General features: G+C 68.7%; 27 protein-coding genes, 1 other RNA gene and 1 riboswitch. Of the genes, 22 read left to right on the top strand and 6 right to left on the bottom strand.

What is annotated here, in order from left to right; translation table 11 throughout:
• Positions 1-41 precede the first annotated feature (41 nt).
• Both ASH02_RS05795 and ASH02_RS05790 read left to right on the top strand, forming a co-directional pair.
• Positions 42-581, top strand: a complete 540-nt coding sequence (locus ASH02_RS05795; protein WP_056675299.1) for a hypothetical protein — start codon at positions 42-44, stop codon at positions 579-581.
• Entirely contained in the window at positions 565-1,149 is a 585-nt protein-coding gene (locus ASH02_RS05790) for a hypothetical protein (RefSeq protein WP_156393472.1), read from the top strand. Before ASH02_RS05795 ends, ASH02_RS05790 begins: the two co-directional genes overlap by 17 nt.
• Before the next feature lie 83 nt (positions 1,150-1,232).
• Here the strand turns inward: ASH02_RS05790 and ASH02_RS05785 are convergent, their stop codons facing one another.
• Positions 1,233-1,856, bottom strand: a complete 624-nt coding sequence (locus tag ASH02_RS05785) for a hypothetical protein (RefSeq protein ID WP_056675304.1) — start codon at positions 1,854-1,856, stop codon at positions 1,233-1,235.
• A 103-nt stretch (positions 1,857-1,959) separates the two neighbouring features.
• Here ASH02_RS05785 and ASH02_RS05780 point away from each other — a divergent pair, with 103 nt between their 5' ends.
• The 13 genes from ASH02_RS05780 to ASH02_RS05725 all read left to right on the top strand — a co-directional run bounded on the left by ASH02_RS05780 (position 1,960) and on the right by ASH02_RS05725 (position 12,818).
• Entirely contained in the window at positions 1,960-2,901 is a 942-nt protein-coding gene (locus ASH02_RS05780) for a zinc metalloprotease (RefSeq protein WP_056675307.1), read from the top strand.
• 111 nt (positions 2,902-3,012) lie between these two features.
• Positions 3,013-3,702, top strand: a complete 690-nt coding sequence (gene ftsE, locus ASH02_RS05775; protein ID WP_056675310.1) for a cell division ATP-binding protein FtsE — start codon at positions 3,013-3,015, stop codon at positions 3,700-3,702.
• Positions 3,703-3,717: 15 nt separating this feature from the next.
• Positions 3,718-4,632: a permease-like cell division protein FtsX gene (ftsX, locus tag ASH02_RS05770; protein WP_056675313.1), complete on the top strand. Its 915-nt coding sequence runs from the start codon at positions 3,718-3,720 to the stop codon at positions 4,630-4,632.
• A 100-nt stretch (positions 4,633-4,732) separates the two neighbouring features.
• On the top strand, positions 4,733-5,959 hold the full coding sequence (locus tag ASH02_RS05765) for a M23 family metallopeptidase (RefSeq protein WP_156393473.1): 1,227 nt from the start codon (positions 4,733-4,735) through the stop codon (positions 5,957-5,959).
• A gap of 31 nt (positions 5,960-5,990) precedes the next feature.
• Complete coding sequence (gene smpB, locus ASH02_RS05760) at positions 5,991-6,467, top strand: SsrA-binding protein SmpB (protein ID WP_056675319.1); 477 nt, start codon at positions 5,991-5,993, stop codon at positions 6,465-6,467.
• The gene (locus ASH02_RS05755; protein WP_082563451.1) at positions 6,464-7,399 is read left to right on the top strand and encodes an amidohydrolase family protein; all 936 of its coding nucleotides are present in this window, start codon (positions 6,464-6,466) and stop codon (positions 7,397-7,399) included. Before smpB ends, ASH02_RS05755 begins: the two co-directional genes overlap by 4 nt.
• Positions 7,400-7,439: 40 nt before the next feature.
• Positions 7,440-7,810: a transfer-messenger RNA gene (gene ssrA / locus ASH02_RS25535) on the top strand.
• A 183-nt stretch (positions 7,811-7,993) separates the two neighbouring features.
• The gene (locus tag ASH02_RS05750) at positions 7,994-9,376 is read left to right on the top strand and encodes a M15 family metallopeptidase (protein WP_056675321.1); all 1,383 of its coding nucleotides are present in this window, start codon (positions 7,994-7,996) and stop codon (positions 9,374-9,376) included.
• Between the two features lie 31 nt (positions 9,377-9,407).
• Positions 9,408-9,659 carry a hypothetical protein gene (locus ASH02_RS05745; RefSeq protein ID WP_056675324.1) on the top strand — a complete coding sequence of 84 codons (252 nt, stop codon included), beginning with the start codon at positions 9,408-9,410 and terminating at the stop codon, positions 9,657-9,659.
• Positions 9,656-10,063: an HIT family protein gene (locus tag ASH02_RS05740; RefSeq protein ID WP_056675327.1), complete on the top strand. Its 408-nt coding sequence runs from the start codon at positions 9,656-9,658 to the stop codon at positions 10,061-10,063. The genes ASH02_RS05745 and ASH02_RS05740 overlap by 4 nt, the downstream gene beginning before the upstream one ends.
• A 73-nt stretch (positions 10,064-10,136) precedes the next feature.
• A complete protein-coding gene (locus ASH02_RS05735; RefSeq protein WP_056675330.1) occupies positions 10,137-10,898 on the top strand; it encodes an SDR family NAD(P)-dependent oxidoreductase in 762 nt (253 codons plus the stop codon).
• A 105-nt stretch (positions 10,899-11,003) separates the two neighbouring features.
• Positions 11,004-11,173: riboswitch (cyclic di-AMP (ydaO/yuaA leader) on the top strand.
• Positions 11,174-11,176: 3 nt separating this feature from the next.
• Entirely contained in the window at positions 11,177-11,695 is a 519-nt protein-coding gene (locus ASH02_RS05730) for a C40 family peptidase (protein ID WP_056675334.1), read from the top strand.
• Positions 11,696-11,798: 103 nt separating this feature from the next.
• Positions 11,799-12,818 (top strand): DUF3048 domain-containing protein, encoded by a 1,020-nt coding sequence (locus ASH02_RS05725; protein WP_056675337.1) that lies wholly within the window; start codon positions 11,799-11,801, stop codon positions 12,816-12,818.
• Between the two features lie 42 nt (positions 12,819-12,860).
• Here ASH02_RS05725 and ASH02_RS05720 read toward each other — a convergent pair whose 3' ends face one another.
• Complete coding sequence (locus ASH02_RS05720) at positions 12,861-13,577, bottom strand: TetR/AcrR family transcriptional regulator (protein WP_056675341.1); 717 nt, start codon at positions 13,575-13,577, stop codon at positions 12,861-12,863.
• Between the two features lie 130 nt (positions 13,578-13,707).
• On the opposite strand from ASH02_RS05720, the gene ASH02_RS05715 reads away from it, so the two are divergent.
• The 5 genes from ASH02_RS05715 to ASH02_RS05695 all read left to right on the top strand — a co-directional run bounded on the left by ASH02_RS05715 (position 13,708) and on the right by ASH02_RS05695 (position 17,743).
• Positions 13,708-14,238 carry a hypothetical protein gene (locus ASH02_RS05715; RefSeq protein WP_056675343.1) on the top strand — a complete coding sequence of 177 codons (531 nt, stop codon included), beginning with the start codon at positions 13,708-13,710 and terminating at the stop codon, positions 14,236-14,238.
• A gap of 122 nt (positions 14,239-14,360) precedes the next feature.
• Positions 14,361-14,915 (top strand): YqgE/AlgH family protein, encoded by a 555-nt coding sequence (locus tag ASH02_RS05710; protein ID WP_056675347.1) that lies wholly within the window; start codon positions 14,361-14,363, stop codon positions 14,913-14,915.
• A 34-nt stretch (positions 14,916-14,949) separates the two neighbouring features.
• Positions 14,950-15,195, top strand: a complete 246-nt coding sequence (locus tag ASH02_RS05705) for a DUF3039 domain-containing protein (RefSeq protein WP_056679010.1) — start codon at positions 14,950-14,952, stop codon at positions 15,193-15,195.
• Positions 15,192-16,991 carry a DEAD/DEAH box helicase gene (locus tag ASH02_RS05700; RefSeq protein WP_056675350.1) on the top strand — a complete coding sequence of 600 codons (1,800 nt, stop codon included), beginning with the start codon at positions 15,192-15,194 and terminating at the stop codon, positions 16,989-16,991. The genes ASH02_RS05705 and ASH02_RS05700 overlap by 4 nt, the downstream gene beginning before the upstream one ends.
• 116 nt (positions 16,992-17,107) lie before the next feature.
• Positions 17,108-17,743 carry an IclR family transcriptional regulator gene (locus tag ASH02_RS05695; protein ID WP_056675351.1) on the top strand — a complete coding sequence of 212 codons (636 nt, stop codon included), beginning with the start codon at positions 17,108-17,110 and terminating at the stop codon, positions 17,741-17,743.
• A 121-nt stretch (positions 17,744-17,864) separates the two neighbouring features.
• On the opposite strand, the gene ASH02_RS05690 is transcribed toward ASH02_RS05695, so the two are convergent.
• Positions 17,865-18,338, bottom strand: a complete 474-nt coding sequence (locus ASH02_RS05690) for an Lrp/AsnC family transcriptional regulator (protein WP_200951058.1) — start codon at positions 18,336-18,338, stop codon at positions 17,865-17,867.
• 80 nt (positions 18,339-18,418) lie between these two features.
• Here ASH02_RS05690 and hppD point away from each other — a divergent pair, with 80 nt between their 5' ends.
• The gene (hppD, locus tag ASH02_RS05685; RefSeq protein ID WP_056675357.1) at positions 18,419-19,636 is read left to right on the top strand and encodes a 4-hydroxyphenylpyruvate dioxygenase; all 1,218 of its coding nucleotides are present in this window, start codon (positions 18,419-18,421) and stop codon (positions 19,634-19,636) included.
• Positions 19,637-19,796: 160 nt separating this feature from the next.
• Positions 19,797-21,029, top strand: a complete 1,233-nt coding sequence (locus ASH02_RS05680; RefSeq protein WP_200950141.1) for a multidrug effflux MFS transporter — start codon at positions 19,797-19,799, stop codon at positions 21,027-21,029.
• On the opposite strand, the gene ASH02_RS05675 is transcribed toward ASH02_RS05680, so the two are convergent.
• The 3 genes from ASH02_RS05675 to ASH02_RS05665 all read right to left on the bottom strand — a co-directional run bounded on the left by ASH02_RS05675 (position 21,019) and on the right by ASH02_RS05665 (position 23,313).
• Positions 21,019-21,537 carry an RDD family protein gene (locus ASH02_RS05675; RefSeq protein ID WP_082563456.1) on the bottom strand — a complete coding sequence of 173 codons (519 nt, stop codon included), beginning with the start codon at positions 21,535-21,537 and terminating at the stop codon, positions 21,019-21,021. The genes ASH02_RS05680 and ASH02_RS05675 overlap by 11 nt on opposite strands.
• Before the next feature lie 76 nt (positions 21,538-21,613).
• A complete protein-coding gene (locus ASH02_RS05670; RefSeq protein WP_082563457.1) occupies positions 21,614-22,870 on the bottom strand; it encodes an MFS transporter in 1,257 nt (418 codons plus the stop codon).
• Complete coding sequence (locus tag ASH02_RS05665) at positions 22,867-23,313, bottom strand: MarR family winged helix-turn-helix transcriptional regulator (RefSeq protein WP_056675363.1); 447 nt, start codon at positions 23,311-23,313, stop codon at positions 22,867-22,869. Before ASH02_RS05665 ends, ASH02_RS05670 begins: the two co-directional genes overlap by 4 nt.
• Positions 23,314-23,359 lie beyond the last annotated feature (46 nt).

Genomic DNA, 23,359 nt, shown 5'->3' with positions numbered 1-23,359 from the left:
GGGAACACTCGAATCCTGTCCACACGATCCGAGGAGATCCGATGCGCAAGAGACTCAAGATCTGGGGAGCGGCGCTCTGCCTGTGCCTGGGTGCCGCACCGGTCCTGGATGCCGGCGCGTCCGCCGGCCACGCCGACCGTGGGCCCGGGACCGGGACGTTCGCGGTGAGTGGAACGGGCGGCGGAACCCTGGAGCTGCCGCGTTACGAGAGTGACATCGTGTCCTTCCGTGTGCGGGCCTCCGCGCCGTCCGATGCCGCCTGGACCGCCACAGGCTCGTTCGACGTGACGCACGTGCGCCCCGACGGAACCGTGCTCGCCGACTTCAGCGGCACCGTCGACTGCCTGATGGTCGGCGCCGGTGTCGCCGTGGTCACCGGCATCATCACCAAGGGCGGTGCGGCCGGAATTCCCGGGGAGGAGCTCGGGCGCCGCGTGGGGCTCACGGTCTCCGACCACGGACGTCGTGACCACCTCGGCTGGAGCTGGCTGGTGACGGGCTTCCACGACGTCACGCCCTGCACCAGCACCGCACCGTTCTTCCCGGTCACCGAGGGCAACTTCAGTGTCGACGCGCGCTGACCGTCGGCCGGCGTACCCACCTCCCACAGGACTCGTCACCGCGGTCGGGGTGCTGATGGCCCTGTGGTGCGTCGGATTCGCCGCGGTGAGCGTCTGGATCGAGGCCACCGACCACTTCGCCGACGGGGAGTACGCCGACTACGCCTCGGGGTTCTCCGTGGCGAACTGGTTGGTCACGGTGATCAAGGTCGGGGGATCCGTGCTGGCGCTGCTGGCGGTGGCTCGTCGGCCACGGTTCCCGGGTCCCGGGGTCGTCGGCACGCTGCTGTGGGCGGCGTTCGCCACAACTGGCATCTACGTGCTCGGCAGTCTCGTGCAGGCGGTGCTCATGCTGACCGGCCAGGCCGGCGATGCCGACCGGATCGACGGTGCCGCTGTCGCGTACGTGGCTCTCTTCGCCCTCGCGGCCGTCGGGTTCGGCGTCCTCGCGGTGTCCTATGCCCGCCGGGCCGGACTCGGGAACAAGGAGTTGGCGCTGGGCGCCATCGGAGCGCCGATCCTGTTGGGTGGGCTCCTGGTCGCCCTGCCCGCCCTTCTCGTGGCCCTCGGGCTGTTCCCGGCCTCGTGATCAGTCGGGGACGCTGTTCCACACGCCCGGACGCGCTCGTCGTACGAGAGTCCCGGTCAGCACCGCGGCGGCCGGGCCACTGATTACTCGCTGGCCGCCGCCGAGGCGGCCTGCACGCACCAGTTGCCGGCCTTCTCGAGGGCCGGCCCGGCTGGCGTCTTGCGGTCGGGGTCGCTGACCGAGCAGGCCAGCCAGGCGTCCACGAAGAGCCCGCGGTACGACGCCTCCGTGCCGGCCTTGGTGCGGCACAGGACGCCGGTCGACGGGGTGCCGAAGCCCTGCCCGTCGACGCCGCGGCAGCCGCGGGCGCTCCGAGCGTCGGCGACCAGTGCCTTCGCCCGGGCCTTCGTGACCGTCGGCACGAACACCCAGACCCTGGCCTGCGCGCCGGAGGTGCCACGGAAGGTGCAGTTGAACTCGTGGGCGACGTCCTCGACGTCACCGGTGATGGTCGCCGTGTCCCCGTTGCCGTAGTGCGTGGTGTCGTCGACCTTGCCGATCGCGGCCTCGACGGCGGCGTCGGGGATGCGGTCGCAGAAGTCGGCACGGGCGATCGCCACGCCGGTGGCGTCGTACGCTGACAGGGGAGTGGCCGACACGGTCGGGTCGGCCTCGGGTTCGTCGTCGGAGCCGCTGCACGCAGCCAGTCCGCCGCCCAGGAGGAGCGCCGCCACCACGGCCACGACGGGTCTCGGCACGGTTCGCATGGGGTCACGTTATCCGGACCCGATTCTCGTGACCCGAAGGTGTGGTCAGCGAGCGGAGCCGCGATGTACGTTCAGTCCGTCACCATTCGATCTGGAGGAAAAGATGCGGGCGAAGAGTACGTTCCTGGCAATTGCTGCGGTGGCAGCGAGTTCCGCACTGATCGGCGGTGGGGCCGTCGCGACCAGCACCGCCGTCGCCTCCTCACCCGGTGTCCAGCAGTGTGACGAGCGACCCGACCAGGCCAGGGTCAAGGAGGGCGCCACCGTCAAGGAGCCCGCCCTCTACGCCAAGTCCGACGCCAAGAAGTACGGCGTCATCAAGGACTCGCCGCGCATGCCGAACGGTTCGGTCACCATCGACACCGTCTTCCACGTCATCTCCGAGACCGCGCCGACCGCAGAGCAGCAGACCAGGCTCGAGACGATGATCGACGACCAGGTCGACGTGCTCAACGCCTCCTACGGCGGCACCACCGCCCCCGACGCCGCCGACTCGCCGTTCCGCTTCGCGCTCACCGACACCACGTGGACCGTCAACCCGGCGTGGGCCCACGTGGCCCCCGGCAAGACCGAGCGCGACATGAAGCAGGCGCTCCACCAGGGCGACTCCGAGACCCTGAACGTCTACGTCGCCGACATCGGCGGCGGCCTGCTCGGATGGGCCTACTTCCCGAAGGGCTACAACGACGGTCGCGACTACATCGACGGCGTCGTGATGCTCGACGAGTCGATGCCCGGAGGCACCGCCGGCAAGTACGCCCTCGGTGACACGCTCACCCACGAGGTGGGCCACTGGATGATGCTCGAGCACACCTTCGCCGGCGCCTGCTCGGCCAGCGGTGACGGTGTCGCCGACACCCCGCGCGAGGCGATCCCGCAGTTCGACTGCCCCGAGGGCGCCGACACCTGCGCGGCACCCGGGCTCGACCCGATCCACAACTTCATGGACTACACCCAGGACTCCTGCATGAACATGTTCACCGAGGGTCAGGTGGAGCGCATGAACGACGCCTGGATCGCCTTCCGGGCCGGGGGCAACGGCTGAGCTCGCGACCGGCCGTTCGGCCGGGCCTTCGACCTGGCCCGGCCGGTACGCCGACACAGCGGAGAGCCCGACTTACCAGTTCTCCTTGGCCTGTCACCTAGACTCCGTCCAGTGATTCGCTTCGAAAAGGTCTCCAAGACCTACCCGGGCCAGGCCCGCGCAGCCCTTGAACAGGTGTCCGTCGACATCGAGAAGGGTGAGTTCGTCTTCCTCGTCGGCCAGTCCGGCTCCGGCAAGTCGACCTTCCTGCGCCTCATCCTCCGCGAGTACCGCGCCTCCGAAGGGCGTGTCTACGTCGCAGGCAAGGAGATCAGCCGTCTCGCCGGCTGGAAGGTGCCCCGGCTGCGCCGCCAGATCGGCACGGTCTTCCAGGACTTCCGCCTGCTGCAGAACAAGACGGTCGCCGAGAACGTCGCCTTCGCCCTGCAGGTGATCGGCAAGTCGCGCGCCCAGATCAACGAGCTGGTGCCCGAGACCCTGGAGCTGGTCGGCCTCGACGGCAAGGAGGACCGCCTCCCTGACGAGCTCTCCGGTGGTGAGCAGCAGCGCGTGGCGATCGCCCGCGCCTTCGTGAACCGGCCGATGATCCTGATCGCCGACGAGCCCACCGGAAACCTCGACCCGAACACCTCCGTCGGCATCATGAAGCTGCTGGACCGGATCAACCGCACCGGCACCACGGTGCTGATGGCCACGCACGACGCCGGCATCGTCGACCAGATGCGCAAGCGGGTGATCGAGCTCGAGGACGGCCGCGTCGTCCGCGACCAGGCCCGTGGCATCTACGGCTACCAGAACTGAGAGGGGCTCACACTCATGCAGCTTCGCCATGTCTTCTCCGAGCTCGTCCAGGGCCTTCGCCGCAACCTGACCATGCACATCGCCGTCGTCCTGACCCTCTTCGTCTCGCTGACGCTGGTGGGCATGGGCTTCCTGCTCAACGCCGAGGCCGACAAGGCCGAGCAGCGCTTCGGCGACCTCAACCAGATCATCGTCTCGCTGTGCAACGAGAACTCCCGCACCCCGCAGTGCTCCGGTGAGGTCACCGAGGCCCAGCAGGACGCGATCCTCAAGGTGATCGACGAGAACCCCGAGGTCTCCGGCTACCACGTCGAGTCGCAGGACGAGGCCTACAAGAAGAGCCTCGACCTCTACAGCGAGAGCGACCAGCAGACCAGCCTGATCAAGAAGATCGGTCCCCAGGCGCTGCGTTCCTCGGTGTGGATCGACCTCAAGGACCGCGACAAGTACAAGGGGATCGCGAGTGCCGTGGAGGGCCTCGACGGCGTCTACGGCGTGCGCGACAACCGCGACATCGTGGAGCCGGTCTTCAAGACCCTCGACACGTTCAAGTTCGGGTCCTACGCGATCGCCGGGTTCCTGATCTTCGCGGCCCTGCTCCTGGTGGCCAACACGATCCGCCTGGCGGCGTTCGCGCGACGCCGCGAGATCGGCATCATGCGCCTGGTCGGCGCCTCGAGCCTCTACATCTCCCTGCCGTTCCTCCTGGAGGCGCTGGTGACCGCGTTGTTCGGCGTGGTGCTCGCGGGTGGAGCCCTGGCGGCGTTCATGCAGTTCGGTGTCAAGGAGCAGTTGAGCGACCAGATCCAGTTCCTCCCGTGGATCGGCTGGCCCGAATATCTGCAGTCCCTGGGATGGGTGGCGATCATCGGACCACTGCTCACCGTGATTCCGACTCTCCTACTGACCCGCAAATACCTCAAAGTCTGAGGTTCGTCGTCTAACGTCGAGGCGTTCACTTCCCCGAACGAAGGCTCTTACGGTGGTTCGCTCCTTCCCCAGCGACGACCGACACCGCTTGGTGGTCCTCGTGGCCGCAACCTTGATGGTGATCGGCATGATCTGCGCTCCGCTCGCGCATGCAGACGACGACAAGCTCAAGAAGAAGGAACGGCGGGTCAAGCAGGACATCAGTTCTGCGCACCAGGACCTCGACGAGTCGAGCGCGGCGCTGCGCAGGGCCGCCGCCCGACTGACCGCGGCGCGGGCACAGCTCACGTCGGCCCGCAACGAGCTCGCCGACACCCGTGGTCAGCTGACCACGGCACGCGTGAAGGACCGGGCCGCCCAGGCCGCCCTCGTGAAGGCGGTCGCCGATCTCGACGCCGCGAAGGCCGAGCTGGCCGACGGCCGTGAGGCTGTCGAGGGCCAGCGGGTGGTCGTCTCGAACCAGCTCGCCGACAACTACGAGTACGGCGACCCGCAGCTGCAGCAGGTCTCCTCGATCCTGCGTGCGGAGGACCTCGACGAGGTGAGCCGCACGCTCGAGACCACCAGCGCGGTGGTCGACGAGGAGAACGGCCAGCTCACCGACTTCACGGTCGCCGAGGTGCTGCTCAAGGTGAAGAAGGACAACCTCGCCGACAAGCGCGACTCCGTGAAGGAGCTGCGTGAGGCGGCCGCGGCCAACCTGCGTGTCAAGCAGGAGCTCGAGACGCGTGCCGAGCAGCAGGCCGCCTCCGTGCGCAGCCTGGTCGGCAAGCGGTCCAGCGCCCGGTCCGTCGCGTCCCGGGTGAAGGCGCGTGACCTGAAGGAGCTGGAGAAGCTCGAGCAGGAGCAGAACCGCATCGAGTCGATGCTCAAGGCGCGTGCCGCCGCGGCCGCGAAGAAGTCCGGCAACTCCGGCCCGCCCACCAGCTCCGGTGGCTACCTGAGCTACCCGGTCAATGGCCCGGTCACCTCGTCGTACGGCTATCGCGTGCACCCGATCTACGGCTACTACTCGCTCCACGACGGCACCGACTTCGGCGCCGGGTGCGGCCAGCCGCTGTACGCCGCCGCGGACGGCACCGTGATCGAGAGCTACTACCAGACCGCGTGGGGCAACCGACTGATCATCGACAACGGTCACGTGCGGGGCGTCGGTCTGGCCACGATCTACAACCACGCCACGTCCTACACCGTGGGCGTCGGCTCGCACGTCACCCGCGGCCAGGTGATCGGTTACGTCGGCACCACCGGTTGGTCGACCGGCTGCCACCTGCACTTCACGGTGATGGTCAACGGCTCGCCGACCGATCCGATGAACTGGATGTAACGCGGTTGCCCGCTCCTGAGAGACTGTCCCCATGGTCAAGGAGCAGGGCACGAAGGTGGTCGCGCAGAACAAGAAGGCGCGCCACGACTACCACATCGACACGACGTACGAAGCCGGCATGGTGCTGGTAGGCACCGAGGTGAAGTCCCTGCGCATGGGCCGGGCCTCGTTGGTCGACGGCTTCTGTGAGGTCGACAACGGCGAGGTGTGGTTGCACAACGTGCACATCCCGGAGTACTCCCAGGGCAACTGGACCAACCACGCCTCGCGACGCAAGCGCAAGCTGCTCCTCAACCGGATCGAGATCGACAAGATCGAGCGCCGGGTCAACGAGAAGGGCTTCACGGTGGTGCCGCTCTCGCTCTACTTCAAGGACGGCCGCGCGAAGGTCGAGATTGCCCTGGCCAAGGGCAAGAAGTCGTGGGACAAGCGCAACACCATCGCCGAGCGCCAGGCCAACCGTGAGAAGGAGATCGAGGTAGGCCGCCGGTTGAAGGGCATGGGATGAGCAGCGACCCCTCGGTGGTCGAGCAGGGCGAGGAACGAATCCGCCTCGAAGCCACCTGCACTCGTCTGGGCATCCCCGGCTTCTTCGACATCCACACGCACTTCCTGCCTCCGCAGGTGATGGCCAAGGTGCGGGCGGTCTTCGACTCCGCCGGCCCGTTGATCGGCCGGCCGTGGCCGCTGACCTACCGCGACGACGACGACGTGCTCGTCGAGACGCTGCGGTCGTTCGGCGTACGCCGCTTCTCGGCGCTGGCCTACGCGCACAAGCCGGACATGGCCGAGTTCCTCAACGAGTGGTCCGCCGGCTTCGCCGATCGGCACCCCGAGGCACTCCGGTGCGGCACCTTCTACCCGGAGCCGGGCGCGGCGGCCTACGTGCGCAAGCGGATCGAGGCCGGGGTGGAGCTGTTCAAGGTGCACGTGCAGGTGGGTGCCTTCCACGTCACCGATCCACTCCTCGACGAGGCGTGGGGCGTGCTGGCCGAGGCCCGGACGCCGATCGTGCTGCACGCCGGCTCGGGCCCGGTGCCCACCGAGTTCACCGGCCCCGGTCCGGTCGAGGAGCTCCTGCGGCGGCACCCCGACCTCGCCCTGGTGATGGCCCACATGGGCGCACCGGAGTACGCCGAGTTCCTCTCCATGGCCGAGCGCTACGACAACGTGCGTCTCGACACGACCATGGCGTTCACCGAGTTCTTCGAGGAGATGGGCGGCCCCTACCCGCCCGGGCTGCTGCCGCGGCTCGCGGACCTGGCCGACAAGGTGCTGCTCGGCTCTGACTTCCCCAACATCCCCTACCCCTACGCGCACCAGGTCGACGCGCTCGAGCGACTCGGTGAGCGACACCCCGGGCTGGGGGACGAGTGGCTGCGCCGGGTGCTGTGGCACAACGCCGCGGAGCTGATCGACGCAAACCCCATTGGGGAATGAACCGCACAGTCGATATGGTTGTGGGTAGTACAACTCAAGAGGGGCTGATCGGTTTCGACTTGGGACGTTAGTTCCAGGGGAAGCGGGTCGAGAAGCCAGCGTCATCTCGTAAACGATCGCTGGAAAACCATAGTTGCCAACTCAAACCGCAACGACTTCGCTCTCGCTGCCTGAGCAGTGATCGAAGGGTCAGACCGGGCATCTGCCTTCGTCCCGGAGCCTGACCTCATCTAGAAGGCTTGCTGATCAATCCGTGTCATGGCGGTTGATCGGGACTTTTCCGTGACTGGGCCTGTCGGCGACGTGTCTGTGCGAGCGCCGGGGCCGAGAAAAGCGACAACACGGACTGCACCCGGAGAAGACCTGGTTCGGCGCTCGAGGACGCGGGTTCGATTCCCGCCAGCTCCACCGTTCACCTCTTGACACCCACAACGTGGTGGATCGCAGGCACCCAGTGCCCGTGATCCACCACGTTGTGCATTTCTTTTCCCCATCGACGCAACGCATCGCCGTCGAGTTACGTCTGGAGCAGTGAGGGGTCGTCCACAATGGTCGGGCCCATCACACTCGGCTTCGCCTGACACGGGGAGATCCATGCGCATCGCCAGAATCGTCGTCCTGCTCGGGATGGTCGTCGGACTGTTCTCGCTGCCGGCCATGGCCTCCGCGGACGAGGCCGCCCTGGTCGCCACCACGACCACCCTCGCCGGGCCGGCCCGTTACGAGGGCCAGACCGTCGCGCTCGACGTGGCGGTCAAGGCCACCGGCGGCGCTCCGGTCGAGACCGGAGCGGTCACCGTCGATCGCCGGATCGGCGGGGTGTGGCAGCCGGTCGCGAACGCCGTGACAGGTGCCGACGGCCACGTCACCGTGCCGGCGACGATGAGCCGCACCGTCGCCGACAACGTCTTCCGGGCCCGCTACGCCGGTGACGCGACGTACGCCGCCTCCGCCTCGGCTGCCCGCACCATCACGTTGCTGCGCCGGGACAGCCGGATGGGCTTCTCCGCTCCGTTGCGGGTGGTGGACGAGACGTACGCCGCCTTCAAGGTGCTGTGGCGCACGCCCGGCGGCGTACCGATCCGCGGTTCGGTCCGCATCCAGCAGAAGGTCGGCACCCGCTGGGTGGCCCGCAAGACCGTCATCACCAACGCCGAAGGCAGGGGCGCCTGGAACTTCAAGGTCCGCACCGACAGCGCCTGGCGCGCGGTCGGGATCACCCGTTCGTGGGTGAAGGGTGCGATCAGCGGCACCCGCAAGGTCGACAACCGGCCGCCCGGCGTCCCGTTCACGATGCCCGCCGGCGCGCCGTACCCCCGGATCAAGCTCCCGGCCCAGCCACGGGCCACCCGCGCGGGCGCCGCGGTCACGATCAGCACCATCCCCGACGCCGTGTGGCGCCAGATGGTCGGCGTCACGTGGCACTCCGGCTGCCCGGTCGGGCGGTCCAGCCTGCGGCTGATCCGCGTCAACTACTGGGCGTACGACGGCTACCGCCGGCGCGGCGAGATCGTCGTGAACGCGCGCGTGGCCGGCAACGTCGGGGCGGCGTTCAAGGAGATGTACGACGGAAAGCACCCGATCCGGGCGATGTACCGCGTGGACCGGTTCGGCTGGAGTGACGCCGTGCGTGGCGGCGACGACCACAAGTCCATGGCGGCCGGCAACACCTCGGCGTTCAACTGCCGCAGCGTGGTCAACAACCCGGGGGTGCGCTCCCCGCACTCCTACGGCACCGCCGTCGACGTCAACACCTGGGAAAACCCCTACCGTTCGCGCACCGGGCTGGTGCCGAACTCGTGGTGGCAGTACCACCCGCACCCGCGGGTCTCGTGGCGCAGCTCGACCCACCCCGTCGTCCAGCTCATGCGCCGCCACAACCTGCGCTGGACCTACGGCAATGACGACACCCAGCACTTCGACGCCTACTCCTCGTCGGGCCGGATTGCTCCGCGTTGTGTGGGCGAATGTCACTGATTTGAGGCTTTTGTGGCACTAGATTCCTGCCATGATCGCGTTCCTGCTTGCTGGGCTCATCCTCGGAGTGCTCGCCCGCACGTTGGCCGGTGGCATCCGTGACCCCCAGGTCATGCTGACCGTTCCGGTGGGTGTCGCGGGTGCCGTCGTCGGCGGAGTCGGCGCCAACGTCCTGCGGGGCGAGGACTGGAACCACCTCGACGTGTGGGGCTTCGTCGCCGCCTGCGTGGTGGCGCTGATCGTCCTCGGCCTGCTCGAGGGCGGCGTGGGCCGCAGGCGGTGAGCTGCGTCTTCTGCGCGATCGTGGCGGGGGAGACCCCTGCCGAGGTCGTGCTCGAGACCAGCGACCTGCTCGCCTTCCTCGACCAGCGGCCGGTGTTCAAGGGCCACATGCTGCTGGTGCCGAAGGAGCACGTCGTGACCCTGCCCGACCTGCCGGCCCGGTTGCGCGCCCCGTTCCTCGAGGCCGGACAGCGGCTGGCCACCGCGGTCGTCGAAGGACTCGGTGCCCAGGGCAGTTTCGTCGCGATCAACAACGTGGTCTCGCAGTCCGTGCCGCACCTGCACCTCCACGTCGTACCCCGCACCAAGGGTGACGGCCTGCGCGGCTTCTTCTGGCCGCGCACGAAGTACGCCGACGACGAGCCGGGGGAGTACGCCGAGAGGCTGCGCGAGGCCCTGTCCTAAGGTGGTCCCGGCAACCTCGACCGCCAGTTCCGGCCGGTCGGGCATCACGCATTGACTAGTCACAGGAGTGGGCATGGGTCGGTTTGACGGACGGGTGGCAGTGGTCACCGGGGCCGCACGCGGCATCGGATTCGCCACCGCGAAGCGGTTCGCCGCAGAGGGCGCCGCGGTCGCCATCATCGACCTCGACGAGGCCGCCGCGAGCGAGGCGGCCGGCAAGCTCGGCGAGGGCGTGAAGTCCGTCGGCATCGGTGCCGACGTCAGCAACGCCGAGTCCGTCGAGGCAGCGGTCGAGCGGGTCGTCACCGAGCTCGGCGGCATCCACATCCTGGTCAACAATGCCGGCATCACCCGTGACAACCTGCTGTTCAAGATGACCGAGCAGGACTGGGACCTGGTCATGGGCGTCCACCTCAAGGGTGCGTTCCTGATGACCAAGGCCGCGCAGAAGCACTTCGTGGAGCAGAAGTACGGCAAGATCGTGAACCTCTCGAGCGTCTCCGCGCTCGGCAACAGGGGCCAGGCGAACTACTCGGCGGCCAAGATGGGCGTGCAGGGCTTCACCCGCACCTTGGGCATCGAGCTCGGCCCGTTCGGCATCAACGCCAACGCCATCGCCCCCGGCTTCATCGCCACCGAGATGACCGACGCCACCGCCGCGCGGGTCAAGATGAGCGTCGAGGACTTCCGGGCCGCCGCTGCCGAGCAGAACCCGGTGCGCCGGGTCGGGTTCCCCGAGGACATCGCCGCCGCGGCCGCGTTCCTGGCCAGCGACGAGGCGTCGTACATCACCGGCCAGACGCTGTACGTCGACGGCGGCGCCAAACTGGGCTGACTTGGGGGTTTGTCACATTTCGGGGACTTCCGGGGGCGGTGGCGCTTACCCTCAAGGCGCACAACTTCACACACCGCTCCCGGACAACGCCGAGTCCTGCCCCGTTCAGGGAGCGTCCCGTGACCCGGAAACAGGGGCAGGAGTGGGGGACCCACAGGTTCCACGCGAGGTCGGTCGAGAGGCCGTCCCGCTCGGGGTGAAGTCATCATGCGATGGCAGGACACTTTCCAGTCCCAACCCGACAGCTCACCTCACAGGCGTGGGAAAGGAAACCCTCCATGCCTGCCCTCTTCAGCGTGCGCAGACCGCGCACGACCGCCCGACTGCGCGCACTCCTGGTGCTGCCGCTGATGACCCTGTCGATGCTGGTGGCCGGCACCATGGCCGACGCTCCGAGCGCCGAGGCAGCGTCACTGACCCGCGCCGAGCGCGTGCAGATCGGCTACAACGTCGCCACCAACCAGATCGGCGACCCCTACCGCTACGGCGCCGCCGGGCCAGGGGCGTTCGACTGCTCCGGGCTGCTCTACTACAGCTACCGCAAGGCCGGCTTCGCGGGCATGCCGCGTACGTCGAGCGCGCAGTACGCCTTCGTCCGCCACATCGCCAAGCGGTACCTGCGCCGCGGCGACTTCGTGTTCTTCCACGACGGTGGCCGGGTCTACCATGCTGCGGTCTTCGTGGGGCGCAAGGACGGCAAGGTCATCATCCTGAGCGCACCGCGAAGCGGCACCCGGGTCCGTCGCGAGCTCGCGTGGACCACCTCGTTCTACGCCGGCACCCTGCGTGGCCGGTGATCAGGGACACCTGAGTTCCACGAGGGCGCGCCTCCCCGGAATCCGGGAGCCGCGCCCTCACACTTTGAAACTGAATCAATGTTGTAGACGATCGGAGAATTTCGTGCGCCGTGTCCACCCCTCCCTGACTACCGGCCTTGCTGCCGCCCTGGCGCTGAGCCTCACGCTCACCGCCTGCGGAGGAGATGACAAGGACGACAAGGACGCCAAGGATCCGAAGGGCACCGCCAATGCCGAGGTCCTCGAGAGCACCTGGCCGCTCACCGGCGAGAAGGTCTCGGGTGACGCGTCCTCGAGCAAGAAGCACCCGGTCTACGTCGTCAAGATCGACAACACCGGCAGCAGTGCGCCCCAGATCGGGCTCGGTTCGGCCGACATGGTCGTGGAGGAGCTGGTCGAGGGCGGCAGCACGCGCCTGGCGTCGTTCTTCTACTCCAAGGTCCCCGACAACGTCGGCCCGGTGCGCTCGATGCGTGCCTCCGACATCGGCATCGTGTCGCCGGTCGACGGCGAGATGGTGACCAGCGGTGCGGCCGGTGTCACCATCAGCCGGATCACCCAGGCGGGCATCAAGTTCCACCAGGAGGGTGCCACCGGTTTCTACCGCGACTCCGGGCGCTCCGCGCCGTACAACCTGTTCGTCGACCTGGCCAAGCTCGCCAAGGAAGGGTCGAAGGGCGAGGAGAAGCGGCCCGACGACTACCTGCCGTGGGGCGAGGAGAAGGACCTGCCCAAGGGTCAGCCCGCCACGTCGGTCGCCGCGTCGTTCTCCGCCGGCCACACCACGAACTGGGCGTTCGAGGGCGGCAAGTACCACAACCAGAACACCAACGCCGCCGACGGTGACGAGTTCCTGGCCGACACCGTGCTCGTGCTCAAGGTGCAGGTCGGCGACGCCGGCTACACCGACCCGGCAGGCAACTTCGTGCCCGAGACCAAGTTCCACGGCAAGGGCGAGGCGGTCGTGTTCCACAAGGGCAAGGCCGTGCGCGGCACGTGGAGCAAGAACAAGGCCGAGAGCGCGCTGACCCTGAAGACGAAGGCGGGCGACCTGAAGATTCCCGCCGGTCACGTCTGGATCGAGCTGGTCCCGACCGATGGTGGCAACGTCACCTTCAAGTAGGCACAGCCTTTCGGCGCCCTGGTCGAGCGGCCCCTTCGGGGGTCACTCCGCCAGGGCGCTGCTGCTTCCGGTGACCGGGTCGACGAACTCGACGCCCTGGTCGACCAGGGAGCGCAGGCCCATCAGCATGAACCCGATCGCGGCCTCGACCCGGGCACTGGCCTCCTCGGGGTCCTCGGCGGCCGCGACGCCTTCGCCGGCGCTGCTCAGGGCGCCGAAGAAGATGCGGCTGAAGGTGTCGATCATCGGCTGCTCGAGGTCCCAGGGGCCTGCCGAGAGCACGTTGTTGACCACGTCGAGCACGATCGCGAACGACGAGCGCTCCTCCTGCTCGCGGAAGCGCTCGTAGCCCAGGATGGCGGGTCCCTCCTGGATCACCACCCGGCGGTACGTCGGGTCCTGGACCACCGAGAGGAACGCGCGCAGGCCCTCCGCGGCCTTCTCCCACGGGTCCTTCACGCCCTTGACCGCCTTGGAGATGCTGGCCGCGGCCTCCGCCTCGATGCGCTCGAAGACCGCCTCGAAGACCGCCTGCTTTCCGCTGTAGTGGTGGTAGAGCGCGCCCTTGGTGACCTTGGCCTCGGCCACGATGGCGTCCAGGGACGTGCCGCCGTACCCGTGCTCGGTGAACAGCTCGCTGGCCGCCTCGACCAGGGCCCGCTTGGTGCTGGAGGAGTACTGCTGGCGCCGGGTGGCGCCGGGCAGGTCCGGAAGGGTCGGGAGGCTCGGGATCAGACGCTTCGCTGCGGACTTGCTCATCTGCTCAGCATAGGGCGGCGCGACCGGGACCCTGTGGCCGAGGTCACGGCGTGGTCGGTTTGCGTGCCGAAGGTCGGTTACATACTCTTGGTACGTACCGCCGGTACGTGAAAACGAAAGGAGCTTGACCATGACCTGGGAAGCCTTTCACCACCGTGGGGACGTCCTCCACCGTGTGTTCGACGAAGTACGTGTGCGCCGCGACGGTGTCCTCCCGATGGACCTGCCGGGCGTTGCCGAGACCTTCCGTGACGAGCTCGACCTGCTGGGCGCACTCCAGCTCCGCTGGTCGAGCCGCCTGAGCGGCAAGATCGAGCGCGAGCTATCCAACCAGCCGATGGACCTCGAGGCAGCCGTGATCGCCGCCTGGCGTGCCACGGCCGACGAACTGCCCGGGATCCGCGAGATCCAGGACCACTACCGCTCCGAGCCGGTCGACACGGCGATGTCGCAGGCGATGGCCAAGGCCGCCGCCAAGGAGCGTCAGCTCCTCGCCGTGATGGCCGGACGCGTCTCCGCCCTGGAGGTGGACGAGCACGGCGCCCGCGTGGGTGCCGCGATCGAGGCCGCCGCCCGCGACGGCTACCAGCTGCCCGAACCCGACCCGACTCCCGGGAACGTCCGTTTCCTGGACCGGATCAGGGCGGCGCTCGCGGCCTGACGGCCGCCCCCTGACAGACAGACCCCGGTGTCGACGCACCCGCGGACCTCCCTTCCGCATCTCCCTCCTTCCCCGCGTCGGCCCGGGGCCTGTCTTCATTTCGGCTTGTCTACATTGGGGGCATGGACCCGAGAGCCGGAATGTTGCTGGTGGCCAGCCCCGAGCTGCTCGACCCGAACTTCGCCGACTCCGTGGTGCTGCTCATCGACGCCGATGGCGACGGCGCATTGGGCGTCGTACTCAACCGGCCGTCCATGGTGATGATCGGCGACGTCCTCTCTCCCTGGGCCGACGTGGCGAGCGATCCCGGCGTCCTCTTCTCGGGCGGGCCGGTCGGTGCCGACGGCGCACTTGCCGTCGCCCAGCTCGCCGATGCCGACGACGAGCCCGTCGGGTTCCGCGGGTCCTTCGCCGACATCGGCCTGATCGACCTCGACTCGCCGGTGGAGCTCATCGAGGGCGGCGTGGCCGAGCTCAGGGTCTTTGCCGGGTACGCCGGTTGGGGCGCCTCCCAGCTCGAGGCCGAGATCGCCGAGGGCAGCTGGTACGTCGTGCCGGCGCTGGCCTCCGACCTGTTCCGGGAGGACACCACGACCCTGCGCCGCGACGTGCTGCGACGACAACCCGGAGCCATGGCGTGGGTCTCAACACGTCCGGTCGACCCCTTGATGAACTGAGTTCTGATCTACAGTGGTGGGCGTGAGCAACCCGATCGGATTCAGCCAGACAGACGTTCTCGAGGACCGTCGCACGGTCCCGACCGACGAGGGTGACCACGAGCGGTTCTCGCACTATGCGCCGAAGGACAAGGTCATGGAGGCCATGGTCATGGGCACGCCGGTCACCGCGCTGTGCGGCAAGACCTGGGTGCCCAGCCGGTCGCCGGAGAAGTTCCCGGTCTGCCCCGAGTGCAAGGAGATCTGGGAGAGCCTGCCCCACGGCGGGGATTCCGAGTGACGGGACGGCCCCCCGAGGCCGTCCCACCCGCAGCACTGACTCCGGCCTGGCCGGAGCGTGCCGCATGGGGGACCGCCCAGTCGCTGCGTGCCTGGCAGTCGGCGGCACTCGAGAAGTACTTCTCGGCCTCTCCACGTGACTTCCTCGCAGTGGCCACGCCCGGCGCCGGCAAGACCACGTTCGCGCTGACCGTGGCCGCCGAGCTGTTGGGCCGACGCGTCATCGACCGGATCACGATCATCGCGCCGACCGAGCACCTCAAGACCCAGTGGGCCGAGGCGGCCGCGCGGGCCGGCATCCCGATCGACCCGAACTACTCGGCCGGTCAGGGCAAGACCTCCCAGGACTACGTCGGCATCGCGCTGACCTACGCCGGTGTCGCGGTGAACCCGCTGGCCCACCGGATCCGCACCGAACGGTTCAAGACACTGGTCATCCTCGACGAGGTGCACCACGCCGGGGACGCGCTCTCGTGGGGTGACGGCGTACGCGAGGCGTTCGAGCCGGCGCACCGCCGCTTGGCCCTGACCGGTACGCCGTTCCGGTCCGACACGAACCCGATCCCGTTCGTCACCTACGTGCCCGCTCCCGAGCTGGGCCCGGGCGCGATGGTGTCGGTGGCCGACTACACCTACGGCTACGGGCAGGCGCTGGCCGACCACGTCGTCCGGCCGGTGCTGTTCATGGCCTACTCCGGCGAGATGCAGTGGCGCACCCGCGCGGGCGACGAGATCTCCGCCCGGCTGGGCGAGCCGCTCACCAAGGACCAGAACGCCCAGGCGCTGCGCACCGCGCTCGACCCGCAGGGGTCCTGGATGCCCTCGGTGCTCCAGGCCGCCGACCGGCGGCTCTCGGAGGTACGCCGCCACGTGCCCGACGCCGGCGGCCTCGTGATCGCCAACGACCAGGACTCCGCCCGCGCCTACGCCAAGCTGCTCAAGGCGATCAGCGGCGAGGCGCCGACCGTCGTACTCTCCGACGAGAAGGCGGCGTCGAAGAAGATCTCCACGTTCACCGACTCCGAGGACCGCTGGATGGTCGCGGTGCGGATGGTCTCCGAAGGTGTCGACGTGCCGCGCCTGGCGGTCGGCGTCTACGCGACGATGATCTCCACCCCGCTGTTCTTCGCCCAGGCCGTCGGCCGCTTCGTGCGTGCCCGCCGCCGCGGTGAGACCGCCTCGGTGTTCCTGCCCTCGGCGCCCAACCTGCTGGTGCACGCCTCCGAGATGGAGGTCGAGCGCGACCACGTGCTGGGCCGCAAGGTCACCGACGAGGACGACATGTTCGCCGCCGAGGAAGACCTGATGAACCAGGCCAACGCCGCCGAGTCGGCCTCGGGTGACGAGGCGCTCGGCCCGTGGGAGGCGCTCGGCTCGCAGGCCACCTTCGACCGGGTGCTCTACGACGGCGGTGAGTTCGGCCATGAGGGCGAGGTCAGCGTCGGCTCCGAGGAGGAGATGGACTTCCTCGGCATCCCGGGGCTGCTCGAGCCCGATCAGGTGCGCGACCTGCTGCGCACCCGGCAGTCCGAGCGGGCCGCGAAGACGAAGAAGCCGAAGCCGGCCGAGGGCGACAGCATCGCCCAGGTCTCGACGCACGAGCAGCTGGCGATCCTGCGCCGCGAGCTCAACGGGCTCGTGGCCGCGTGGTTCCACCGCACCGGTCAGCCGCACGGCGTCACGCATGCGGCACTGCGCAAGGAGACCGGCGGACCGGCTGCGGCCGTCGCGACGGCCGACCTCTTGCACAAGAGGATCGACACGTTGCGCGAGTGGGCCGTCCGCAAGTCGTCCTGATGGCGTGGACTCGTGTCTCGACACGCCGGTCGCGGCTTCGTTCCTCAGCCGCGCGGCTGCTCGACGCGCCTCGCCACGCCGTGCACTCCACGGTCGTGCACGGCTAGGCTCAGCGCATGGCCACCGAGACTTCCCAGACCCTCGATCGTGGCCTCCACGTGCTCCGGGTCCTCTCGCAGAACCAGGCGGGACTCACCGTCACCGAGCTCGCTGCCAGGCTCGAGGTCAACCGCACCGTGGTCTACCGGTTGGTGGCCACCCTCGAGCAGCACGCGCTGGTCCGCCGTGACGCGCGCGGCCGGCTGCACGTCGGGCTCGGCGTACTGCACCTCGCCTCGGCAGTGCAGCCGGTGCTGCGCGACATCAGTGTCCCGGTGCTGCGTGAGCTCGCCGAGAGCACGGGCTGCACGGCCCACCTGACCGTCGCCGACGGCGAGGAGGCGCTGGCCCTGGCCGTGGTGGAACCGTCGTGGACCGACTTCCACGTCGCCTACCGGGTCGGTGCGCGCCACCCGCTCTCCCAGGGCGCCGCCGGCAAGGCGATCCTGCTCGGCCGCGAGACCGCGGCGCCGCGCTACGCCGTCACGGCGGGGGAGCTGCAGGCCGGCGCCAAGGGCATCGCCGCCGCCGTCCGCGGTGTCGACGGTCTCGAGGCCTCGGTCGGCATCGTCACCCTGGGCGCCCTCGACGTCGAGAAGGTCGGCCCGCGGGTCGCCGCTGCCGCTGCCGAGGTCGCCACCCGCCTCGCCTGACCAGCGCCAACCGTGGGTTCTTGATGCGCCAACCGTGGGTTCTTGCGCCTCGAACCGTGGGTTCTTGATGGCCCAGCGCAAGGATCCACGGCTCGGACATCAATGATCCACGGTTCGCGCATCAAGAATCCACGGTTCGGGTGAGGGGGAGGACGCGGAAGGGGATCTGCTCGGCCAGGGCGATGACCGTGGTGGAGCGGACGATCGCGGGGTCGGCCAGCACTCGGTCGATGACCCGCTGGAGGTCTGCGTTGGAGCGCGCCACCACGCGCACCCACATGTCGCCGGCCCCGGTGATCGTGTACGCCTCCAGCACCTCCGCGATCTGCTCCAGCTTGCGGGCCACGCTGTCGTGGCCGCCGAGGTCGATGTTGTCCTGGCGGATCTCGAGGGTCAGGAACGCGGTCACCGGGTAGCCGAGCGCCCCCGGGTCGAGGTCCGGCCCCCAGCCGGTGACCACCCCGCTCGAGGCCAATTTGTCGAGTCGCGCCTGCACGGTTCCGCGCGCGACGCCGAGCCGGCGAGAGGCCTCGAGTACGCCGACCCGCGGCTCCCGGGCGAAGAGATCGATCAATGTGGCATCGAGATCGTCCATCGCTACGCTCCTTCTGGACAACATGCACAGTGTTTCGACGTACTGTTGCACATCTTGTCGCTCGTGGACAGGCTGAACCCATGACTACGACTGCTTCCACGGGCGGCGCGCTGACCGCCGACGAACTCAAGGCCGACCTCACCCTCGACCAGCTCAAGCAGCTGGTGGGTCTCGTCGAGTACGACGCGTCGAGCGACCCGTTCCCCGTGGTGGCCCAGGACGCCGTGTGCTTCGTGGTCGGCAACGCCACCCAGACCGCGACCTTCTACCAGCTCGCACTGGGCATGGAGCTCGAGGCCTACCGCGGTCCCGAGAACGGCTGCCGCGACTCGAAGTCCTACGTGCTTCGCTCCGGCTCGGCCCGCTTCGTGTTCACCGGCGGCGTCACGCCGGGCAGCCCGGTGCTCGAGCACCACCGCAAGCACGGCGACGGTGTGGTCGACCTGGCCATCGAGGTCACCGACGTCGACAAGTGCATCGAGCACGCGCGCGCCCAGGGCGCCACGGTCCTGGTCGAGCCGCACGACGAGACCGACGAGCACGGCACCGTGCGCCTCGCCGCGATCGCGACATACGGCGAGACCCGGCACACGCTGATCGACCGCTCGAAGTACGACGGCCCGTACCTCCCCGGCTATGTGGCGCGCTCCACCACCGTGGCCCGTCGTGAGGGCCACCCGAAGCGGCTCTTCCAGGCCATCGACCACTGTGTGGGCAACGTCGAGATCGGCCACATGGACGAGTGGGTGACGTTCTACAACAAGGTGCTGGGCTTCACGAACATGGCCGAGTTCATCGGTGACGACATCGCCACCGACTACTCGGCGCTGATGTCGAAGGTCGTGGCAAGCGGCAACCACCGGGTGAAGTTCCCGCTCAACGAGCCCGCGATCGCGAAGAAGAAGTCGCAGATCGACGAGTACCTCGAGTTCTACGACGGCGCCGGCTGCCAGCACATCGCGCTGGCCACCAACGACATCCTGCGCAGCGTCGACATCCTGCGCGACAACGGCATCCAGTTCCTCGACACCCCTGACTCCTACTACGACGACCCCGAGCTGCGCAGCCGGATCGGCGAGGTGCGGGTGCCGATCGAGGAGCTGAAGAAGCGCAAGATCCTGGTCGACCGCGACGAGGACGGCTACCTGCTCCAGATCTTCACCAAGCCGATGGGCGACCGCCCCACGGTGTTCTACGAATTCATCGAGCGCCACGGCTCGCTGGGCTTCGGCAAGGGCAACTTCAAGGCGCTGTTCGAGGCCATCGAGCGCGAGCAGGACGCCCGCGGCAACCTCTGACTCGGGGGTGGCCACAACGTGGTGGATCACACGCACCAGGTGCGGGTGATCCACCACGTTGTGATGGGAAGTGCCCGGTGACCGATCAATGAGCGCGTGCAGTAGGTCGCGCGGCACCCCTGATCCTGTGCGCCCGAGTGGGCTCGGGGATACTCCACGGGTGACGCCAGCCCTCGATCCCCGCTCCGCGAGGGTCCTGGTCGCGCTGCCGATCGTGCTGGCGATGCTCAGCATGATCGGCCCGTTCAGCATCGACACGCCTTTCCCGGCGTTCGACCAGATGCGCGACGAGTTCGAGGTCGGGCCTGACCAGCTGCAGCTGGTGGTCACCGTCTACATGCTGTCGTTCGCGGCGATGAGCATCTTCCACGGCCCCCTCTCGGACGCGGTCGGCCGCAGGCCGGTGATCATCGGCTCGGTCAGCGTGTACGTCGTCGCGTCCGTCGGCTGTGCGTTGGCCCCCTCGCTCGGGTGGCTGCTGGTCGGGCGCGCTGTGCAGGGGCTCTCGGCCGGTGGCTCGACGATCGTGAGCCGCACGGTCATCCGCGACGTGTTCGAGGGGCCGCAGGCGCAGAGGCTGATGAGTCGCGTGGCGATGATCTTCGGACTTGCTCCCGCGATCGCGCCGATCGTCGGGGGAGCCCTGCTCCAGCTCGGTCCGTGGCACCTCGTCTTCTGGTTCATGGGCGTGCTCGGCCTGGTGCTGATCGCGGCGACCCTCTTCGTGCTGCCCGAGACGCACCCGCCCTCCGCGCGTGTGCCCTTGCGGGTCGGGGAGATCCTGCGCGGCATCGGCGAGGTCGTGCGCCAGCCGTCATTCCACCGCGTCGCCTGGGCCGGGACCTTCGTCTTCGGGGCGCAGTTCCTCTACATCGGCGGCGCCGCGATCTTCGTGGTCGACGTGCTCGGCCAGGGTGAGCTGGACTTCTGGAAGCTCTTCGTGCCGATGATCGGCGCGATGGTCGCCGGCTCGTGGGTCAGCGGTCGTACGGCGGGGATCATCGAGCCCGTGCAACTGGTGACGGTGGGTTTCGGGATCGCCCTCGTCGGTGCCGCAGTCGGCGTGCTGGTCTCACTGACCAGCCTGGGCTCCGAGCTGCCGTGGGCCGTGGTCGGCCTGGCCGCTGTGGCGTTCGGCAACGGCCTGGGTTACCCGATCGTGCAGTTGATGATGCTCGACCTGCTGCCGACCCGACGCGGCGCCGTGATGTCGGGCGCCACGTTCGTGACCTTGGTCTTCAACGCGGTGGTGGCCGTCGCCGTCACGCCGTACGTCGGCGGCACGGCGCTGGGCTTCGCTCTCACCTCCTTCGTCTTCGTGGTGCTCGGCGTGGTGTGTTGGGCATGGCACCGGCGGGCGCTGCGCCGCGGGATCGCGCCGCTCACCGCCTGATCCGCTCGACCACGACCGTGCCGGCGAACTTGTCGTGCAGGGCTTGGCGTTGGGGATTGCCCAGTGCCCACAGGCAGTCGACGAGGATCCAGCTCCAGCTGGCCACGACGGCCAGGAGCAGCCAGCCTGACCCGCTCTCCAGCTCCTCCGCTGACGCGGGGAGCAGTGCCACCGTGCTGATCACGTAGGGGACGCCCGTTTGCGCGGCGAGCCGACGCAGGATCACTGACCAGGTCAGCCTGCCCGGCCCCAGGGCTGGTTGGATCGAGAGTCGGCACAGCATCTTTGCCGGGGTGGCGGAGAGCCCCCGCCACCAGAGGGCGAACCACAGCGGCACCGCCAGGAAACTGACGGCCAGTGCCACCGGGGTCGGCAGGAGGACTGTGGCGAACAGCAGGAGCAGGTTCACCGGCACCAGCAACAGGCTGTCGAGGACGTAGAGCCAGAAGCGGGTCGACATTGCCGCGATGACATAGCGCGTGGAGGGTTCAGCCGAGATCTGAGTCATGCAGGGACGCTAGAACGGAACCGGCCGGGGCTGCAGAAGTTATCCACAGCCCCAGCCGGTTCGTCGTACGACGTGGTCAGTCGATGTCGCCGACCAGCACCGCCTCGGCCTCCTCGGAGGAGTGGGCGGACGGCGCTTCGTGGTGCACGCGGAGGTGCTTGCTGCCGACGGCCATGATGATGAAGCCGATCACGACGACGCCCGCACCCATCCAGAACGGCGCACTGGCGTTGATCTCCTCGCCGAGACGACCGGCGGCCCACGGTGCGACCGCTCCGCCGGAGAAGCGCACGAAGCTGTACGCCGAGGAGGCGACAGGCCGCTCGACCGGAGCAGCGCCCATGACCGCCTCGGTGATGAGGGTGTTGTTGATGCCCAGGAACGCGCCGGCGACGATGATGCCGACCACCAGGACCGTCTTCGATTCCGTGAACAGCGCCATCACGGCGAGGTCGGCCGCGAAGAGCGCGAGGGCGACCAGGATGGTCGGCACCGTGCCGAAGCGGCGTTGCAACGCGGGGGCGGTCCACACCGAGGCGACGGCCAGGAACAGGCCCCAGCCGAAGAAGATCCAGCCGACCTGCGAGGCGGTCATGTCGAGCGGGAACGGTGCGAAGGCGAGCAGCGTGAAGAAGCCCATGTTGTAGAAGAGCGCGGTCAACGCGATGGTCAGCAGGCCGGGGTGGCGCAGCGCCTTGAACGGGTCGGCGAGCGAGGTCTTGCGTGGCGAGGGCGGCGTCGGCGGCAGCAGGAACGCGGTGGCGATCAGCGCGATCAGCATGAGCACGGAGACGCCGAAGAACGGCGCCCGCCACGAGATCGAGCCGAGCTGTCCGCCGACGATCGGTCCGACCGCGATGCCCAGTCCGAGTGCGGCCTCGAAGAAGATGACCGCCTGCCCGGCCGTGCCGGCCGAGGCCACCACGATCGTCGAGAGGGCGGTGGCCACGAAGAGTGCGTTGCCCAGCCCCCAGCCGGCGCGGAACCCGACGATGGCGCCGATCGAGTCGGACATGCCGGCCAGGCCGGCGAACACGATGATCAGCAGGAGGCCACTGAGCAGCGTCCGCTTGGCGCCGATGCGCGAGGAGATGACGCCGGTGATGAGCATCGCGACGCCCATCACCGCCATGTAGCTGGTGAACAGCAGCGAGGTCTCGCTCGGGGTTGCCCCGAGCTCGTCGGCGATCGGCTTGAGGATCGGGTCGACCAGGCCGATGCCCATGAACGTGATGACACAGGCGAAGGCCACCGCCCACACGGCCCGGGGCTGCCGGAACGTGTCGCGGAAGGTGGGAGCGGGGGAGTGGTCGGTCGGTGGTGCGGTGGTCACTGCGTGCCTTTCGGGGACGTGCCTTCGAGGACTCCGCGCAGCACGGCGACGGCCGTGGCGAGATCCTCGGTGGTCAGGGTGGGATGTGCGTCGATGGCCGAGGCCACGGCCTCGGCGTTGCGGCGTCGTACGACGGCCAGCGCCGTGCGCCCGGCATCGGTGAGGTGCACGAGTGACGCGCGGGCGTCGGTCGGGTCGACGGTCTTCTCGACCCAGGCGCGCTCGACGAGGCCGGCGACGGCGCCGGACATCGTGGGTTGCGAGGTGCGGTCGTACGCCGCGAGGGCGCTGATGCCCGACGGCCCGTGCTCGTCGATGAGGGACAGCACGCGCATGCCGGCGGCGGGTGTCTCGTGGATGTTCTGGCGCGAGGCGCGCAGGACGCGGGCGGCGTACGTGACGAGGTCGCCGGCCAGGGCGAGCGGGTCAGGTGGTTGTGCCATGCATCCATTATTGCATAGGAAGCCTATGTAAATCCAGAGAGCCTGA

Origin of the sequence: Nocardioides sp. Soil796 (assembly GCF_001429525.1) — a bacterium.
In the GTDB taxonomy this organism is placed as follows: Bacteria; Actinomycetota; Actinomycetes; order Propionibacteriales; family Nocardioidaceae; genus Nocardioides.
Note: the sequence above shows the minus strand (reverse complement) of the source record. Positions and strands in the feature narration are given on the sequence as shown.

Coding starts and splice junctions, on each gene's coding strand:
- ASH02_RS05795 (WP_056675299.1), top strand. CDS start 42: ATGCGCAAGAGACTCAAGATCTGGGGAGCGGCGCTCTGCCTGTGCCTG.
- ASH02_RS05785 (WP_056675304.1), bottom strand. CDS start 1,856: ATGCGAACCGTGCCGAGACCCGTCGTGGCCGTGGTGGCGGCGCTCCTC.
- ASH02_RS05780 (WP_056675307.1), top strand. CDS start 1,960: ATGCGGGCGAAGAGTACGTTCCTGGCAATTGCTGCGGTGGCAGCGAGT.
- ftsX (WP_056675313.1), top strand. CDS start 3,718: ATGCAGCTTCGCCATGTCTTCTCCGAGCTCGTCCAGGGCCTTCGCCGC.
- smpB (WP_056675319.1), top strand. CDS start 5,991: ATGGTCAAGGAGCAGGGCACGAAGGTGGTCGCGCAGAACAAGAAGGCG.
- ASH02_RS05755 (WP_082563451.1), top strand. CDS start 6,464: ATGAGCAGCGACCCCTCGGTGGTCGAGCAGGGCGAGGAACGAATCCGC.
- ASH02_RS05750 (WP_056675321.1), top strand. CDS start 7,994: ATGCGCATCGCCAGAATCGTCGTCCTGCTCGGGATGGTCGTCGGACTG.
- ASH02_RS05745 (WP_056675324.1), top strand. CDS start 9,408: ATGATCGCGTTCCTGCTTGCTGGGCTCATCCTCGGAGTGCTCGCCCGC.
- ASH02_RS05735 (WP_056675330.1), top strand. CDS start 10,137: ATGGGTCGGTTTGACGGACGGGTGGCAGTGGTCACCGGGGCCGCACGC.
- ASH02_RS05730 (WP_056675334.1), top strand. CDS start 11,177: ATGCCTGCCCTCTTCAGCGTGCGCAGACCGCGCACGACCGCCCGACTG.
- ASH02_RS05720 (WP_056675341.1), bottom strand. CDS start 13,577: ATGAGCAAGTCCGCAGCGAAGCGTCTGATCCCGAGCCTCCCGACCCTT.
- ASH02_RS05715 (WP_056675343.1), top strand. CDS start 13,708: ATGACCTGGGAAGCCTTTCACCACCGTGGGGACGTCCTCCACCGTGTG.
- ASH02_RS05710 (WP_056675347.1), top strand. CDS start 14,361: ATGGACCCGAGAGCCGGAATGTTGCTGGTGGCCAGCCCCGAGCTGCTC.
- ASH02_RS05695 (WP_056675351.1), top strand. CDS start 17,108: ATGGCCACCGAGACTTCCCAGACCCTCGATCGTGGCCTCCACGTGCTC.
- ASH02_RS05690 (WP_200951058.1), bottom strand. CDS start 18,338: ATGGACGATCTCGATGCCACATTGATCGATCTCTTCGCCCGGGAGCCG.
- hppD (WP_056675357.1), top strand. CDS start 18,419: ATGACTACGACTGCTTCCACGGGCGGCGCGCTGACCGCCGACGAACTC.
- ASH02_RS05675 (WP_082563456.1), bottom strand. CDS start 21,537: ATGACTCAGATCTCGGCTGAACCCTCCACGCGCTATGTCATCGCGGCA.
- ASH02_RS05665 (WP_056675363.1), bottom strand. CDS start 23,313: ATGGCACAACCACCTGACCCGCTCGCCCTGGCCGGCGACCTCGTCACG.